Source organism: Pseudomonas sp. ZT5P21, from assembly GCF_054897785.1.
Map to the genome: position 1 here is coordinate 1,528,536 of NZ_CM142705.1, position 16,430 is coordinate 1,544,965.

At 58.9% G+C, this 16,430-nt stretch carries 13 protein-coding genes and 1 tRNA gene; 2 read left to right on the forward strand and 12 right to left on the reverse strand.

All coding sequences use genetic code 11. From position 1 onward, the window contains the following. The first annotated feature begins 39 nt into the window (after window positions 1-39). Both ACYZT9_RS07005 and nadA read left to right on the forward strand, forming a co-directional pair. Window positions 40-115, forward strand: a tRNA-Lys gene (locus tag ACYZT9_RS07005). Between the two features lie 273 nt (window positions 116-388). Continuing rightward, a complete protein-coding gene (gene nadA, locus ACYZT9_RS07010) occupies window positions 389-1,447 on the forward strand; it encodes a quinolinate synthase NadA (RefSeq protein ID WP_462009145.1) in 1,059 nt (352 codons plus the stop codon). Between the two features lie 96 nt (window positions 1,448-1,543). Here nadA and ACYZT9_RS07015 read toward each other — a convergent pair whose 3' ends face one another. From ACYZT9_RS07015 to arcD, 12 genes are all read right to left on the reverse strand, one after another. After that, a complete protein-coding gene (locus ACYZT9_RS07015) occupies window positions 1,544-2,032 on the reverse strand; it encodes an RDD family protein (protein ID WP_462009146.1) in 489 nt (162 codons plus the stop codon). 94 nt (window positions 2,033-2,126) lie between these two features. After that, window positions 2,127-2,339 carry a cold-shock protein gene (locus tag ACYZT9_RS07020; RefSeq protein ID WP_007977299.1) on the reverse strand — a complete coding sequence of 71 codons (213 nt, stop codon included), beginning with the start codon at window positions 2,337-2,339 and terminating at the stop codon, window positions 2,127-2,129. A 404-nt stretch (window positions 2,340-2,743) separates the two neighbouring features. After that, window positions 2,744-3,868: a glycine cleavage system aminomethyltransferase GcvT gene (gene gcvT / locus ACYZT9_RS07025; protein WP_462009147.1), complete on the reverse strand. Its 1,125-nt coding sequence runs from the start codon at window positions 3,866-3,868 to the stop codon at window positions 2,744-2,746. 41 nt (window positions 3,869-3,909) lie between these two features. Then, window positions 3,910-5,286 carry an L-serine ammonia-lyase gene (locus tag ACYZT9_RS07030; RefSeq protein ID WP_462009148.1) on the reverse strand — a complete coding sequence of 459 codons (1,377 nt, stop codon included), beginning with the start codon at window positions 5,284-5,286 and terminating at the stop codon, window positions 3,910-3,912. Window positions 5,287-5,485: 199 nt separating this feature from the next. Continuing rightward, complete coding sequence (gcvP, locus tag ACYZT9_RS07035; RefSeq protein ID WP_462009149.1) at window positions 5,486-8,335, reverse strand: aminomethyl-transferring glycine dehydrogenase; 2,850 nt, start codon at window positions 8,333-8,335, stop codon at window positions 5,486-5,488. Between the two features lie 9 nt (window positions 8,336-8,344). Next, on the reverse strand, window positions 8,345-8,728 hold the full coding sequence (gene gcvH / locus ACYZT9_RS07040; RefSeq protein WP_247291836.1) for a glycine cleavage system protein GcvH: 384 nt from the start codon (window positions 8,726-8,728) through the stop codon (window positions 8,345-8,347). A 429-nt stretch (window positions 8,729-9,157) separates the two neighbouring features. Further along, entirely contained in the window at window positions 9,158-10,666 is a 1,509-nt protein-coding gene (locus tag ACYZT9_RS07045) for a sigma-54-dependent transcriptional regulator (RefSeq protein WP_462009150.1), read from the reverse strand. Between the two features lie 214 nt (window positions 10,667-10,880). Continuing rightward, window positions 10,881-11,243 carry a DUF5064 family protein gene (locus ACYZT9_RS07050; RefSeq protein ID WP_462009151.1) on the reverse strand — a complete coding sequence of 121 codons (363 nt, stop codon included), beginning with the start codon at window positions 11,241-11,243 and terminating at the stop codon, window positions 10,881-10,883. 12 nt (window positions 11,244-11,255) lie between these two features. Continuing rightward, a complete protein-coding gene (gene arcC / locus ACYZT9_RS07055) occupies window positions 11,256-12,185 on the reverse strand; it encodes a carbamate kinase (protein ID WP_462009152.1) in 930 nt (309 codons plus the stop codon). A 190-nt stretch (window positions 12,186-12,375) separates the two neighbouring features. Then, a complete protein-coding gene (locus ACYZT9_RS07060; RefSeq protein WP_462009153.1) occupies window positions 12,376-13,386 on the reverse strand; it encodes an ornithine carbamoyltransferase in 1,011 nt (336 codons plus the stop codon). Window positions 13,387-13,402: 16 nt separating this feature from the next. After that, the gene (gene arcA / locus ACYZT9_RS07065; protein WP_462009154.1) at window positions 13,403-14,659 is read right to left on the reverse strand and encodes an arginine deiminase; all 1,257 of its coding nucleotides are present in this window, start codon (window positions 14,657-14,659) and stop codon (window positions 13,403-13,405) included. A 26-nt stretch (window positions 14,660-14,685) separates the two neighbouring features. Then, window positions 14,686-16,113 (reverse strand): arginine-ornithine antiporter, encoded by a 1,428-nt coding sequence (gene arcD, locus ACYZT9_RS07070; RefSeq protein WP_462009155.1) that lies wholly within the window; start codon window positions 16,111-16,113, stop codon window positions 14,686-14,688. Window positions 16,114-16,430: the final 317 nt, after the last annotated feature.

Below are 16,430 nucleotides of genomic sequence, written 5' to 3' on the forward strand. Positions count from 1 at the left end.
AACCTTTAAAAATCAGTATTATACGCGCCACCACACAGCGGGTCGTTAGCTCAGTTGGTAGAGCAGTTGGCTTTTAACCAATTGGTCGTAGGTTCGAATCCCACACGACCCACCATTTTTGTAGCAGTTTTAAAAGTCTGGAAGGCCCACGCAAGTGAGGATTTCCGGATTTTTTTTTGCCCGCGATTCAAGGTCGACCCCGTTCGGGGTTGCACCGCGTGACACAGGTCAGAATCATCTTTTGCATCAACGGGATATTCTGTAGCCTTGCGCAGCTTCAACGCTGTCCGTACCTGATGAATACCCACTTTCCCGGCGGTACCCTGCAGGGTCCGGAGCCGGGTGTATACTCGACTTTCGCGCGAACGCGCCTGCAGGTCTTGCGAACATGACGCAGATTTCCGAACGCCTTCTGGTTCAAGCCCACCTCGACGCCAAGCAGCCCAAGCCGCTGACGGTCGAAGAGGAGGCCTATTACCGTGCTGCCATCGCCGCCGAGCTCAAGGCTCAGGACGCGGTGCTGGTTGCCCACTTTTATTGTGATCCGGTCATTCAGGCGCTTGCCGAAGAAACCGGTGGCTGTGTCTCCGACTCGCTGGAGATGGCCCGCTTCGGCAATGCTCACCCGGCCAAGACCGTGGTGGTCGCCGGTGTGAAGTTCATGGGCGAAACCGCAAAAATCCTCAACCCTGAAAAACGCGTGCTGATGCCGACCCTGGAAGCGACCTGCTCGCTGGACCTGGGTTGTCCGGTGGAAGAGTTCTCGGCGTTCTGCGACCAGCACCCGGAACGCACTGTCGTGGTGTATGCCAATACATCAGCAGCCGTTAAAGCCCGGGCGGACTGGGTTGTGACTTCAAGCTGTGCGCTGGAAATCGTCGAAAGCCTGATGGATAACGGCGAGACGATCATCTGGGGCCCGGACAAGCACCTGGGCACCTACATTCAGCGCAAGACGGGCGCGGACATGCTCCTATGGGACGGTGCCTGCATCGTTCATGAAGAGTTCAAGTCCAAGCAGCTTGAAGACATGAAGGCGCTGTATCCGGATGCGGCGATTCTGGTGCATCCGGAATCGCCAACCTCGGTGATTGAACTGGCGGACGCCGTCGGTTCCACCAGTCAGCTGATCGCTGCGGCACAAAGCCTGCCGAACAAGACGCTTATCGTCGCCACCGACCGCGGCATTTTCTACAAGATGCAGCAGCTTTGCCCGGATAAAGTCTTTATCGAGGCACCGACGGCGGGTAACGGCGCGGCGTGCCGCAGTTGCGCACACTGCCCGTGGATGGCGATGAATACGCTAGAGCGCACCCTGAAGAGCTTGAAGGAGGGGGCGAATGAGATCTTTGTCGATCCGGCATTGATTCCTCAGGCGATTCGGCCGTTGAAGCGCATGCTCGACTTCACTCAGGCTGCGCGGATGAAGCTGGCCGGGAACGCTTAAGAGCGAAAATCAAAAGATCGCAGCCTGCGGCAGCTTTTACATGAGAATGCGTTCTCTGTAGGAGCTGCCGCAGGCTGCGATCTTTTTTTGTGGGCGTTATTTGATCTTCTTCGGAATCCGCACCAGCTGTGTATTGGAATACATGTCGTGCCAGCTGCGTTTCTGTTTATCGAACAGCGACCAGATGAACCCAAGGCCCACACACAGCAAGGATGCGATTGACACGACAAACCGCAGCAGCGCCTGCCACAGGCTGATCGACGAGCCATCGGCATTCTGCACGCGAATGCCCCACACCTGCATGCCAAGGGTTTGGCCAGACCAGGTCCAGAACTTGGCAAAGAAGCCGAACAGCACGAACAACAACACCGTCGACAGCAAGGGATCACCGTCCAGCGCGCCGGCTTCGGTCAAGGTGCGCATTTTGTCTTCGCCGATGATCGCCATCTGGATCATCTTGTAAAGGCCGCTGGTGACGATCAGCAGAGCGGTGCACAACAGGAAGTCATAGAACATCGCTGCCAGGCGACGACCCAGGGTCGCGGCGGGAAAGTCGCCCTGTGGTATGAGCAGGTGTTTCGACATGGCAGGTCTCGGCGAAAAAGGAAGTCATTTTACGGGTTTACGCGCACAAAAAAGCCCCTGATGTCAGCATCAGGGGCTTTTTCGTAACAGGAGGTCAGGCTTCTGCTTGTACTTCGTCAGCCTGCATGCCTTTCTGGCCTTGCACGGCGATGAAGGTCACTTTCTGACCTTCTTTCAGGCTCTTGAAGCCGTTGCCCTGAATAGCGCGGAAATGCACGAACAGATCCGGGCCGCTTTCTGGAGTGATAAAACCAAAACCTTTCTCGTCGTTAAACCACTTGACGGTACCGCTCTGACGTTGGGACATTTCTTATTTCCTTTGACACAAAAATTAATGACAGCCTCCTTCTCATGAAAGAGTACTGGGGCTGGTTGCAGGAGAGTAAGAAGACGTCGAACGGGATGTAGCTAACTTGTAGGCTACTGCCCAGGTCACGATTCCAAGCGACCCATGCAAACACAGTGAACAAACTCTACGCCAACTACGGGAGAAAAAACAAGCCCTGTGAGAGGCCCGGTTTTGCTCGGGTTGGTGGTATTTGTCGGTCCACTAGAGAAGTCTTGTTCACTGGCGTTGTTCAATTGTTTTCGATCGTTATAAGCAAAGTTCATAAATGAAGCTTACAGCCAAAATGATGCACTGTTTTATGGCGGTTGCGTTACACATTAGTGCACTGTTAACGCAATCGCGTTACTTATAGAAACAGTCAATCAACCACGATAGTAGCGTTGTGGAACAAATGGCATTTTACTTACAAGCAAAGCCACCTTTTTCCCACGAACGATCGCCCAAACGGGCGTGTCGATGGCGATGTAAGCGCTGTCGAGGTAACCCATGGCCAACGGGCCGCCCAACGTCGGGCCGAACCCGCCGCTGCACACAGTGCCAATGATGTCGCCCGCTTCGTTGACGATTTCTGCACCTTCGCGCACCGGCGTACGTTCCTGCGGCAACAGGCCGACGCGCTTACGGCTGACACCGGCTTGCTGCTGGGCGAACACGGTTTCTGCGCCGGGGAAGCCGCCGGCGCGCGCGCCATCGGCACGACGAGGCTTGGAGATGGCCCACAACAGGCTGGCTTCGATCGGGGTGGTTTCGGTGTTCATGTCATGGCCGTAGAGGCACAAGCCGGCTTCCAGGCGCAGGGAGTCACGAGCGCCTAGGCCGATGGCAGCCACTTCCGGTTCGGCCAGCAGCGCGCGGGCCAGGGCTTCGGCGTTGGCGGCGGGCACCGAAATTTCGAAACCGTCTTCACCGGTGTACCCGGAGCGGCTGACAAAGCAGTCCACACCCAGCAGTTTTACACGGGCGAACTGCATGAAGGTCATCTTGGCCACTTCAGGTGCCAGGCGCGCGAGCACGGTGACTGCCGCCGGACCTTGCAGGGCCAGCAGTGCGCGTTCTTCGAACAACGGTTCGATCACGCACTGATCCCCGATGTGTTTCTGCAGGTGCGCCAGGTCCTGATCCTTGCAGGCTGCGTTGACCACCAGGAACAGTTCGTCGTTACCGAGGTTGGCGACCATCAGGTCGTCGAGGATGCCGCCGGTCGAGTGGGTGAACATGGCGTAACGCTGCATGCCCACCGGCAGGTCGATGATGTCCACCGGCACCAGCGTTTCCAATGCCTTGGCGGCATTGGCGCCGGTCAGGCGGATCTGGCCCATGTGCGAGACATCGAACAGTCCGGCCTGATCACGGGTGTGCTGGTGCTCTTTCATCACGCCCAACGGGTATTGCACCGGCATGTCGTAGCCGGCAAACGGCACCATGCGGGCGCCGAGTTCGATGTGCAGTGCGTGCAACGGAGTTTTCGACAATTGTTCGGTGGACATATCCAGCTCCTGAAAAAGTGTGCAGATGCAATCAGCGCGCATCAGCACTCGATAATGTTGACCGCCAAACCGCCACGGGCGGTTTCCTTGTATTTGCTTTTCATGTCGGCGCCTGTCTGGCGCATGGTGCGGATGACTTTGTCGAGGGAAACGTAGTGCTGACCGTCTCCACGCAGGGCCATGCGCACCGCATTGATGGCTTTCACCGAACCCATGGCGTTGCGCTCGATACACGGCACTTGCACCAGTCCGCCGATCGGATCGCAGGTCAGGCCGAGGTTGTGTTCCATACCGATTTCGGCGGCGTTTTCCACTTGCTGCACGGTGCCGCCCAGTACCTCGCACAAGGCGCCCGCCGCCATGGAGCAGGCCACGCCGACTTCACCCTGACAGCCGACTTCGGCACCGGAGATCGAGGCGTTCTCTTTGTAAAGAATGCCAATGGCGGCGGCCGTCAGCAGAAAACGTACGACGCCGTCTTCGTTGGCGCCGGGGATGAAGCGCATGTAGTAATGCAAAACCGCCGGGACGATGCCCGCTGCACCGTTGGTGGGCGCGGTGACCACGCGTCCGCCGTTGGCGTTTTCTTCATTGACCGCCAGGGCGTACAGATTGACCCAGTCCAGCACCGACAGCGGATCGCGCAACGACGATTCCGGGTTCTTGCACAGTTGCCGATGCAGCGCCGCCGCCCGCCGTTTGACCTTCAACCCGCCGGGCAGAATGCCTTCGTTACGGCAGCCGGCGTCGACGCAATCCTGCATTACTTGCCAGATTTTCAGCAGTCCGGCGCGGGTTTCCGCTTCCGGACGCCAGGCACTTTCGTTGGTCAGCATCACCTGGCTGATGGACAGGCCGTAAGTGGCGCAATGACCGAGCAGGTCTTTGGCGCTTTTGAACGGGAAGGTCAGGGGCGTGGCATCCTCGACAATGCGGTCGGCGCCAGCGGCGTCTTCATCGACCACGAAACCGCCGCCGACCGAGTAGTACTCACGACTGCGGATCTGCAGACCGGCTGCATCGAACGCGCGAAAGATCATGCCGTTAGGGTGATAGGCAAGCGGTTTGCGGATCATCGCCAGATGTTCTTTCTCGTTGAACGCAATGCTGTGTTCGCCGAGCAGGTTCAAGCGACCGTTGCCACGAATGTCTTGCAGGCGGGCGGCGACGGTTTCGGTGTTCACAGTGTCCGGGTGTTCACCTTCCAGGCCCAGCAGCACAGCCTTGTCACTGCCGTGTCCTTTGCCGGTGGCGCCGAGTGAGCCATAGAGCTCGACTTTGACGCAGGTGGTGGCGGCCAGCAGCCCTTCACGGCGCAAGCCTTCGACAAAACGCGCAGCGGCGCGCATCGGGCCGACGGTGTGGGAGCTGGAGGGGCCGATGCCAATCTTGAACAGGTCGAACACGCTTAACGACATGAGTTGTTCTCCGGTTTCTTGTTTTGGGATGGCGGGACCTGATGTTTCAAACAGATCCCTGTGGGAGCGGGCTTGCTCGCGAAAGCGGTGGGTCAGTCACCATCAAAGTTGCCTGATTCACCGCTTTCGCGAGCAAGCCCGCTCCCACAAGGGGATATGCGGTGTTCTTGAGGGGGCGAGTGAAACCGCCCCCATTGGTTTAAGCGTAGCTTTCGATCGACGGGCAGGCGCAGACGAGGTTGCGGTCGCCGAAGACATTGTCGACGCGACCGACCGGTGGCCAGTACTTGCCTTCGATCAGCGACGCGACTGGATATACAGCTTGCTCGCGGCTGTACGGGTGCGTCCACTCGCCAACGATTTCCTGTGCGGTGTGCGGAGCGTTTTTCAGCGGGTTGTCGTCTTTGTCCAGGGTGCCGTTTTCCACTGCGCGGATTTCTTCGCGGATGCGGATCATGGCGTCGCAGAAGCGGTCCAGTTCTTCCTTGGATTCGCTTTCGGTCGGCTCGATCATCAGCGTGCCAGCCACCGGGAACGACATGGTGGGCGCGTGGAAACCGAAGTCGATCAGACGCTTTGCGACGTCATCGACGCTGATGCCGCTGCTGTCTTTCAATGGACGCAGGTCGAGGATGCACTCGTGCGCCACCAGGCCATTGCTGCCGGTGTACAGCACTGGATAGTGCTCTTCGAGGCGACGGGAAATGTAGTTGGCATTCAGGATCGCCAGTTGCGAAGCACGCTTGAGACCCGCGCCACCCATCATTCGAATGTACATCCAAGTGATCGGCAAAATGCTCGCGCTGCCGAACGGTGCTGCGCAGACCGCGCCTTCCTTGCGCTCCATCTGGGCATGGCCCGGCAGGAACGGGGTCAGGTGCGATTTGACGCCAATCGGGCCGACGCCCGGGCCGCCACCACCGTGAGGGATGCAGAAGGTTTTGTGCAGGTTCAGGTGCGACACGTCGCCGCCGAACTTGCCCGGTGCGCAGAGGCCGACCATCGCGTTCATGTTGGCGCCGTCGATGTACACCTGGCCGCCGTTGTCATGAATGATGCCGCAGATTTCGCGGATACCTTCTTCGAACACGCCGTGGGTCGACGGATAGGTGATCATCAGCGCGGCGAGGTGTTCGCGGTGCTCGATCGCCTTGGCGCGCAGGTCTTCGATGTCAACGTTGCCACGGGCATCGCAAGCCGTTACGACCACACGCATGCCAGCCATGTTGGCGGTGGCCGGGTTGGTGCCGTGGGCGGAGGACGGGATCAGGCAGATGTCGCGACGGTCTTCGCCACGGCTCTGGTGATAAGCACGGATTGCCAGCAGACCGGCGTATTCACCTTGCGAACCGGCGTTCGGTTGCAGCGAGATCGAGTCATAACCGGTGGCAGCGCAGAGCATCGCTTCCAGTTCATCGGTCAGTTGCTGGTAACCGGCGCTTTGCTCGGCCGGTGCGAACGGGTGCAGGGCACCGAATTCAGCCCAGGTCACCGGGATCATTTCGCTGGCGGCGTTGAGTTTCATGGTGCAGGAACCCAGCGGGATCATGGTGCGATCCAGGGCCAGGTCCTTGTCGGCGAGCTTGCGCAGGTAGCGCATCAGCTCGGTTTCCGAGTGATAACGGTTGAACACCGGGTGGCTGAGGATTGGCGATTGGCGAACCAGAGCGGCCGGGATCGCGCTAACGACTGAAGCGGCGATGGCAGCGAAATCAGGCAGCGCCTTGCCGTCGGTGAGCAAAGCCCACAGCGTTTCGACGTCAGCTTGCGAAGTCGTTTCGTCGAGGGACAAGCCCAGACGATCGGTATCGACCACACGCAGGTTGATCTGTTGCGCGCGAGCCTTGTCGTGCAGTTTGGCGGTGTCAGCGCCGGTGTTCAGGGTCAGGGTGTCGAAGAAGCTGCTTTGCTCGACGGTCAGGCCCAGTGCGCTCAAACCCTTGGCCAGAATCGCGGTCAGGTGATGAATGCGGTTGGCAATCTGCGTCAGGCCTTTCGGGCCGTGATACACGGCGTACATGCTGGCGATGTTGGCCAACAGCACCTGCGCGGTGCAGATGTTACTGGTGGCTTTTTCGCGACGGATATGTTGCTCGCGGGTCTGCATCGCCAGACGCAGGGCCGGCTTGCCGAAACGGTCCACGGAGACACCAACCAGACGGCCCGGCATGTCGCGCTTGAACGCATCTTTGGTGGAGAAGTACGCCGCGTGCGGGCCACCGAAGCCCAGCGGTACACCGAAGCGTTGCGCGCTGCCGATGGCCACGTCGGCGCCGAACTCGCCCGGTGGGGTCAGCACGGTCAGGGCCAACAGGTCAGCGGCAACCGCTACCAGTGCGTTGGCGGCGTGGAAGCGTTCGGTGAGTTCGCGGTAGTCGAACAGGTCACCATTGCTCGCCGGGTATTGCAGCAGGGCGCCGAAGAACGGCGTCACGTCAGTCAGTTCAAGCTCGTCGCCGACGACTACATCGATGCCCAGTGGTTCGGCACGGGTGCGCAGCACATCAAGGGTTTGCGGGTGGCAATGAACCGACGCGAAGAACGCGTGGCTGCCCTTGTTCTTGCTCAGGCGTTTGCAGAAGGTCATCGCTTCGGCAGCGGCGGTCGCTTCATCGAGCAGCGAGGCGTTGGCGATCGGCAGGCCGGTGAGGTCGCTGATCAGGGTCTGGAAATTCAGCAGCGCTTCGAGACGGCCCTGGGAAATTTCTGGCTGGTACGGGGTGTACGCGGTGTACCAGGCCGGGTTTTCCAGCAGGTTGCGCAGGATCGGCGACGGCGTGTGCGTGCCGTAATAGCCTTGGCCAATGTAAGTATTGAACAGCTGGTTTTTGCCGGCGATGGATTTGATCATCGCCAGGGCATCGGCTTCGCTCAAGCCGTCGTCCATGCCCAGAACGCTGGTGCCTTTGATGCTTTCCGGAATGACGCTGGCGCTCAGGGCTTCCAGGGAGTCGAAACCGAGGCTGTTGAGCATTGCTTGCTCATCGCCGGCGCGCGGGCCGATGTGGCGAGCGATGAATTCGTTGGCAGTGCTGAGATTGATAGTCATGGTGGCTCCTCAGGCTTCGGCGTTGGCTTTGATCAGACGGTCGTAGGCGTCTTGATCGAGCAGTTTGGCGACAGCCGAGGCGTCGGTTGGCTGAAAGCGGAAGAACCAGCCTTCGCCCAGTGGATCTTCGTTGACCAGTTCAGGGCTGCTGTCCAGCGCCGGGTTCACTTCCAGCACTTCACCATCGAGTGGCATGTACACGCCGCTGGCGGCTTTTACCGATTCCACGGTGGCGGCTTCTGCGCCTTTTTCGTAGGACTGCAGCTCAGGCAGTTGTACGAAAACCACGTCGCCCAGGGCGTTCTGCGCGAAAGCAGTGATGCCGACAGTAACGCTGCCGTCAGCTTCGGTGCGCAGCCATTCGTGATCTTCAGTAAAACGCAACTCGCTCATGGAAACTCCTAAGGGGCCAGACTCGTCTGGTGGACGCGATTGAATGCTTGGGCAAAGCCCTGCTTTATGGGGATGTTGCTTAGCAAGATCGCTGCCAATGTAAATTTATTGTTATAAATCAATAATTTGAGTGTTGTAGTGACGGAAGGGGAATTGATGGTTGTAGCGAAATCGCTACACCTTGAAGGAGAGAAAAAAGCTTAGGTGGATCAAAGCCTTGCACAGCAGTGATCAGAGAGGCGTGTAGTGATATCGTTCCACTGTAGCGCTTTCAGTACAGATGGAGGTCGCTTTTAAGCAGGGTTCAGGCTGTACACAAAACCTGTGGGAGCGGGCTTGCTCGCGAATGCGGTGGGTCATACAACATTGTTGGGACTGACCAACCGCATTCGCGCGCAAGCCCGCTCCCACAATTTGAACGAGTAAGGCTTAAGGCTTACTCGGAATGCCGTACTTGCGCAACCGATGGGCGATCGCGGTGTGGGAGGTTTGCAGGCGGCTGGCCAACTGCCGGGTCGAGGGGTAGCTGACGTAGAGTTTTTCCAGCAAGGTCTTTTCGTACTCTTCCATTGCCTGCTCAAGGCTGTCGACGTCGTTGTCGCTCTGACGCGCCACGGACGTGCCGGCGATGTCGAGGTCGCCGATGTCCACCAGACTGCTTTCGCAAATCGCGGCGGCGCGGAAGATCACATTCTGCAGTTGCCGCACGTTGCCTGGCCAGCGGTTGCCCAGCAGCGCCGGATAAGTGCCCGGAGCCAGACGACACACCGGTCGCTGAATCTGCGCACAGGCCTGCTGCATGAAATAACGGGCCAGCAGCAGAATGTCCTGGCCACGTTCGCGCAGCGGCGGGACTTCGACGTTCAGGACGTTGAGGCGATAGAAGAGGTCTTCACGGAACGTGCCTTCGCTGACCATTTTTTCCAGATCGCGGTGCGTGGCGCTAAGAATCCGCACGTTGACCTTCACCTCCCGATCGCCGCCCACACGCCGGAAGCTGCCATCATTGAGGAACCGCAGCAGTTTCGCCTGTAAGTACGGCGACATTTCGCCGATTTCATCGAGAAACACCGTGCCCTGGTTAGCCAGTTCCATCAGCCCCGGTTTGCCGCCCCGTTGCGCGCCGGTGAAGGCGCCGGGTGCATAGCCGAACAGTTCGCTTTCGGCGAGGTTCTCCGGCAATGCCGCGCAGTTGAGCGCCAGAAAGGGCGAACTGTGCCGGGCGCTGATGGCGTGACAGGCGCGGGCCACCAGTTCTTTGCCGGTGCCGGTTTCGCCCTGAATCAACAAGGGCGCATCAAGCGCCGCTACACGTTGTGCGCGGGCCTTGAGGGTGCGAATCGCCGGGGATTCGCCAAGCAACGCGTCGAACCCTTCGGCATGGTCGTGATGTAGCGCCGAAAGACGTTCACCGATGCGGTTCGGTTGATACAGCGTCAGCAGCGCGCCGGCATCGGTGATCGGCGTGGCGTCCAGCAGCAGGGTCTGGCCGTTGACGGTGATCTCGCGCAGCGGCAAGCGAAAGCCGTGTTCCAGCAGGGTGTCGAGCAGGGCGGGATCAGCAAACAGATCCGCCACACTTTCACCGGCCGGTTCACGCCCGTACAGGGCGATCAGTGCCGGATTGGCCAATAGCACCTTGCCGGCGCTGTCCAGTGCCAACACCGGATCGGTCATCGCCGCCAGCAATGCATCGAGCTGCAAGTGCCGGCGCTGACCGGGGAGGATATCGACCACCGTCATCGCTTGCACACCGCGCACGCTGAGCAACGCATCGTGCAACTCTTCGAGCACCTCGGCACTGAGGGTCGGGGCGTCGATGTAGACGTTGGGTGGAACCATTTCCACCGCATCCAGATTGAGATTGCGCCCACCGAGCAAGGCCAGGACTTCCTGGGTGATGCCGACGCGGTCGATGAAGCTGACGTGGATACGCATGGGGCGGTTTGGTTCTGGAGTGCGGGAGGTGGCAAGTATGCCTTGGGGCGGGCGTAAGGTGAAATCTGGCACAGGTCTTGGGCGACATGCACACCCCCTGTGGGAGCGAGCTTGCTCGCGATAGCGGTGTATCAGTCGGCGTCCATAGTGACTGTCAGTCCGTCATCGCGAGCAAGCTCGCTCCCACAGGTTCAGCATCGACAGTAGAACCGGATTATTCCAGATGCTCGGGTTTTACCGGGTCACCGGATTTCATGTTCAGCTGGACCCGCACATCTTCGAACATTGCATCGTAGTTCTTGTGGATCGAGCCGATCTGGCTGTGTGTCTTCGGAATGCCGTACTTCTCGGCGATTTTCGTCACGTTGCTGGCGAAGTTGTAGGCCTGATCCTTGGGCAGGAAGAATGATTCCTTCATGTCCTTGCCCTGAATGTTGCCATGCATGGTGAACAACATCCCTTTGCCTTCCTTGGGATCCTGAGTGACTTCATAGTCGATGCATACGTTGTAGTTGACATCGTCATCGGTCAGCGCGTGGCGCTCAATGTGCAAGTGACCGGGCTCGAACGTTGCCATAGACGGTTCTCCTTATAAATAAGTTATGCCAGGTGTTGCCGTACTGATCCGCGTGCCGGCCTTGCCCTGGACGATCGCTTCGATGTCCGAGAGTGAACCGATCACTGCAACTTTTCCAGTATGGCGGGCGAATTCACAGGCCGCCTGGACCTTCGGTCCCATGGAGCCGGCGGCGAAGCCGAGTCGTTCCATCTCGTCCGGGTGCGCCTGGGCAATGGCTTTCTGGGTCGGTTTGCCGAAATCGATGAAGGCGGCGTTGACGTCAGTGGCGATCACCAGCAGATCGCTTTCCAGCTGTTCGGCCAGCAGCGCCGAGCACAGGTCCTTGTCGATCACAGCTTCAATGCCTTGCAGCTTGCCGTGAGCGCCATACATCGTCGGGATGCCGCCGCCACCGGCACAGATCACGATGCTGCCTTTTTCCAGCAGCCATTTGATCGGGCGGATTTCGAAGATGCGTTTCGGTCTCGGGCTGGCCACCACGCGACGGAATTTGTCGCCGTCCGGGGCAATCGCCCAGCCTTTTTCGGCGGCGAGTTTTTCCGCTTCGGCTTTGGTGTACACCGGGCCGATGGGTTTGGTCGGGTTCTGAAAGGCCGGGTCGTTGGCGTCGACTTCGACCTGGGTCAGGAGCGTGGCGAAGGGCACTTCGAAGTCCAGCAGGTTGCCCAGTTCCTGTTCGATGATGTAGCCGATCATGCCTTCGGTTTCGGCCCCGAGTACGTCCAGCGGGTAAGGCGAAACCGAGGTGTAGGCCGCCGCTTGCAGCGACAGCAGGCCGACTTGTGGGCCATTGCCGTGGGCGATCACCAATTCGTTGCCGGCATGGATCTTGGCGATTTGTTCGGTGGCGATCCGGATGTTGGCGCGTTGATTGTCCGCGGTCATGGGTTCACCCCGGCGGAGCAGGGCGTTACCGCCCAGAGCAACGACGATACGCATGATTCAGTCCTTCCAAAGCTGAGAAATTGCGAGCGGCTCGGTCGCCCTGCAGGTACTCGGTCAATGTGGGAGCGAGCTTGCTCGCGATGACCATTTCACATTCAACAGAGATGTTGACTGTTACTCCGCTATCGCGAGCAAGCTCGCTCCCACAGAGGCCTTGTTCCAGCCTGGCGATCCGGTTGAGCCGTTAAATATCCGCCAGTGCCGACACCAGAATCGCCTTGATGGTGTGCATGCGGTTTTCCGCTTGCTCGAAGGCGATGTTGGCCGGCGATTCGAAGACTTCTTCAGTCACCTCGACGCCATTGGCCAGGTTCGGATACCGCGCGGCGATGTCCTTGCCGACCTTGGTTTCGCTGTTGTGGAATGCCGGCAGACAGTGCATGAATTTCACGCGCGGGTTGCCTGACGCTTTCATCATGTCCGCGTTGACCTGGTACGGCAGCAACTGCTCGATGCGTTCGTCCCACGCTTCCACTGGCTCACCCATCGACACCCAGATATCGGTGTGAATGAAGTCCACGCCTTTGACCGCTTCTTTCGGGTCTTCGGTGATGGTGATGCGTGCGCCGCTGTCTTCGGCGAAGCCTTTGCATTCGGCGATGAAATCCGCGTGCGGCCACAGCGCTTTCGGCGCGGCAATGCGCACGTCCATGCCCAGTTTGGCGCCGATCATCAGCAGCGAGTTGCCCATGTTGTAACGCGCGTCGCCGAGGTAGGCGTAGCTGATGTCATGCAGCGGTTTGTCACTGTGTTCGCGCATGGTCAGGGTGTCGGCGATCATTTGCGTCGGGTGGAATTCAGCGGTCAAACCGTTGAACACTGGAACGCCGGCGAACTTGGCCAGCTCTTCGACGATTTCCTGCTCGAAGCCACGGTACTCGATGGCATCGAACATCCGCCCCAGTACGCGGGCGGTGTCTTTCATGCTTTCCTTGTGGCCGATCTGGGACGACACCGGGTCGATGTAGGTGACGTGGGCGCCCTGGTCATGGGCCGCCACTTCGAACGCGCAACGGGTGCGGGTCGAGGTTTTTTCGAAGATCAGCGCGATATTCTTGCCTTTGAGGTGCGGACGCTCGGTGCCGGTGTACTTGGCGCGCTTGAGGTCGCGAGACAGGTCCAGTAGGTAGTTCAGCTCGCGAGTGGTGTGGTGCATCAGCGAGAGCAGGCTGCGGTTGCGCATGTTGAAAGCCATTTTCAATCTCCCAAAATTAGTAGTCGATAGGGTCGCGAATGATCGGGCAGGTCATGCAGTGGCCGCCGCCACGCCCGCGTCCCAGTTCGCCGGCGCTGATGGTGATGACTTCGATACCGGCCTTGCGCAGCAGGGTGTTGGTGTAGGTGTTGCGGTCATAACCGATGACCACGCCAGGCTCCACGGCCACCACATTGTTGCCGTCGTCCCACTGCTCGCGTTCAGCGGCGAAGCTGTTGCCGCCGGTTTCCACAACGCGCAATGCTTTGAGATTGAGGGCTTTGGCCACGGTGTCGAGGAAGTTGGTTTCTTCGCGGCGGATGTCGATGCCACCCGGTTTGCTTTCGTCAGGACGCAGGGTGAAGGCGACGATCTGGTTCACCACTTCCGGGAAGATGGTCACCAGATCGCGGTCGCAGAAGCTGAACACGGTGTCCAGGTGCATCGCCGCGCGGGACTTGGGCAGCCCGGCGACGATTACTTTTTCCACAGCCTTGTTCTTGAACAGGTTCACCGCCAGTTGCCCGATGGCCTGACGGGAGGAACGCTCGCCCATACCGATCAACACCACACCATTGCCGATCGGCATGACGTCGCCGCCTTCGAGGGTGGCGCTGCCATGGTCCTGGTCCGGGTCGCCGTACCAGATTTCGAAGTCGGCGTTGGTGAACTGCGGATGGAACTTGTAGATGGCGGTGGCCAGCAAGGTTTCCTGGCGACGTGCCGGCCAGTACATCGGGTTCAGCGTCACGCCACCGTAGATCCAGCAGGTGGTGTCGCGGGTGAACTGGGTGTTGGGCAGCGGCGGCAGAATGAAGCTGGAGTGGCCGAGGAAGTCGCGGAACATCTGGATGGTCTTGCCGCCGAAACTGTCCGGCAGGTCATCGGCGGACACACCGCCGATCAGAAATTCAGCGATTTTGCGTGGTTCCAGGCTACGCAGCCACGAACCCACTTCATTGATCAGACCGAGGCCGACAGAGTTGGCGGTGACCTTGCGTTCCAGAATCCAGTCCAGCGCTTCGGGAATCGCGACGATGTCGGTCAGCAGATTGTGCATTTCCAGCACGTCGATGTTGCGTTCACGCATTTTGGTGACGAAGTCGAAATGGTCACGCTTGGCCTGGGCAACCCACAGCACATCATCGAAAAGCAGTTCGTCGCAGTTGTTCGGCGTCAACCGCTGGTGGGCCAGGCCGGGGGAGCAAACCATGACTTTGCGCAGTTTGCCAGCTTCGGAATGGACGCCGTACTTAACTTTTTCCGTGGTCATTACAGTGTTCCTCCAGTTACAACGAGTCAGAGGGTCAGGAAGCCGTCGTACAGTCCGTAAGCCGCCACCAGGGCGCCCACGACCACCGCAGCAAAAATCAGCTTCTCGACGTTGGTGAAAACCGGTTTGTTGAGTTCGAGCTTGGCCTTGGCGAACAGGATCACGCCGGGGGCATAGAGCAGGGCAGACAGCAGCAGGTATTTGACCCCGCCGGCATAGATCAACCAGATCGCGTAAATCAATGCGACGGCGCCGATGAACAGGTCTTTGCGGCGTTCGGCCGCGGCGTTTTCATAGCTCTCGCCGCGCACCGCCAGTAACAGTGCGTAAGCCGCCGACCACAGGTAAGGCACCAGAATCATCGAGGTGGCGAGGTAGATCAGCGACAGGTAAGTGCTGGCCGAAAACAGCGTGATGATCAGGAACAGCTGCACCATCGCGTTGGTCAGCCACAAGGCGTTGACCGGCACGTGGTTGGCGTTTTCCTTGCGCAGGAAGGCCGGCATGGTGTGGTCCTTGGCGGCGGCGAACATGATCTCCGCACACAGCAGCACCCACGACAGCAGCGCACCGAGCAGGGAAATGATGAGACCAACGCTGATCAACACCGCGCCCCAGTGACCGACCACGTGCTCCAGCACCGCGGCCATCGACGGGTTCTGCAGTTTGGCCAGTTCCGGTTGAGTCATGATGCCCAGCGACAGCACGTTCACCAGCACCAGGAACAACAGCACGGTGATGAAACCAATCACGGTGGCTTTACCAACGTCGCTGCGTTTTTCTGCGCGGGCCGAGAAGATGCTCGCGCCTTCGATGCCGATGAACACCCAGACAGTCACCAGCATCATCTTGCGCACCTGGTTCATCACGCTGCCCAGGTCCGGGTTTTTCACACCCCAGATGTCAGCGGTGAAGATGTCCAGTTTGAACGCGAAAACAGCGATCAGAACGAACAGCACCAGTGGCACGACCTTGGCGACGGTGGTCACCAGGTTGATGAACGCCGCTTCCTTGATTCCGCGCAGCACCAGGAAGTGCACGGCCCAAAGCAGCACGGATGCGCCGATCACGGCAGCAACGGTGTTGCCTTCGCCAAAGATCGGAAAAAAATAACCCAAGGTGCTGAACAGCAGGACGAAGTAGCCGACGTTGCCCAGCCAGGCACTGATCCAGTAACCCCAGGCGGATGAGAAACCCATGTAGTCGCCGAAACCGGCCTTGGCGTAGGCGTAAACACCTCCGTCCAGGTCAGGCTTGCGATTGGCAAGGGTTTGAAAGACGAAGGCCAGGGTCAGCATGCCGACCGCGGTGATAGCCCAACCGATCAGCACAGCGCCAACGTCGGCGCTGGCGGCCATGTTCTGGGGCAGAGAGAAAATCCCCCCACCAATCATTGAGCCGACAACCAACGCAACAAGTGCACCGAGTTTCAGTTTTCCGGGTGATTCAGACATCGCATGACTCCAATGCAGGAGAAGAGAGACAACAGATTAATTCTGTTAGCAATTCAATCAGCTGACATAGATCAGTGCATGGGCACATTCCATTGTTAATGAAAGACTTATGAATCTTTCCCAGGCATAACGGTATTACCGGAAAAGCCCTGTCCAGAGGCTTCGGTCAGATCAAACTGAAATAATGCGTATCGCATGGAGTTTTTACGCTAGTTCGTTTTCGCGATTTCGCAAATTTTTCTTATCTGTTCGTAGGTGAATTGATTTATTACGACCGGTGCACAAAACTGCTATTGAAGAAGCGTGGCGATAGAAGC

Excerpts from the sequence above, each read along its gene's own strand:
- arcA (WP_462009154.1), bottom strand. The coding sequence starts at position 14,659 with ATGACCACGGAAAAAGTTAAGTACGGCGTCCATTCCGAAGCTGGCAAA.
- arcC (WP_462009152.1), bottom strand. The coding sequence starts at position 12,185 with ATGCGTATCGTCGTTGCTCTGGGCGGTAACGCCCTGCTCCGCCGGGGT.
- arcD (WP_462009155.1), bottom strand. The coding sequence starts at position 16,113 with ATGTCTGAATCACCCGGAAAACTGAAACTCGGTGCACTTGTTGCGTTG.
- gcvT (WP_462009147.1), bottom strand. The coding sequence starts at position 3,868 with ATGTCCACCGAACAATTGTCGAAAACTCCGTTGCACGCACTGCACATC.
- ACYZT9_RS07020 (WP_007977299.1), bottom strand. The coding sequence starts at position 2,339 with ATGTCCCAACGTCAGAGCGGTACCGTCAAGTGGTTTAACGACGAGAAA.
- gcvP (WP_462009149.1), bottom strand. The coding sequence starts at position 8,335 with ATGACTATCAATCTCAGCACTGCCAACGAATTCATCGCTCGCCACATC.
- gcvH (WP_247291836.1), bottom strand. The coding sequence starts at position 8,728 with ATGAGCGAGTTGCGTTTTACTGAAGATCACGAATGGCTGCGCACCGAA.
- ACYZT9_RS07045 (WP_462009150.1), bottom strand. The coding sequence starts at position 10,666 with ATGCGTATCCACGTCAGCTTCATCGACCGCGTCGGCATCACCCAGGAA.
- nadA (WP_462009145.1), top strand. The coding sequence starts at position 389 with ATGACGCAGATTTCCGAACGCCTTCTGGTTCAAGCCCACCTCGACGCC.
- ACYZT9_RS07050 (WP_462009151.1), bottom strand. The coding sequence starts at position 11,243 with ATGGCAACGTTCGAGCCCGGTCACTTGCACATTGAGCGCCACGCGCTG.
- ACYZT9_RS07030 (WP_462009148.1), bottom strand. The coding sequence starts at position 5,286 with ATGTCGTTAAGCGTGTTCGACCTGTTCAAGATTGGCATCGGCCCCTCC.
- ACYZT9_RS07060 (WP_462009153.1), bottom strand. The coding sequence starts at position 13,386 with ATGGCTTTCAACATGCGCAACCGCAGCCTGCTCTCGCTGATGCACCAC.
- ACYZT9_RS07015 (WP_462009146.1), bottom strand. The coding sequence starts at position 2,032 with ATGTCGAAACACCTGCTCATACCACAGGGCGACTTTCCCGCCGCGACC.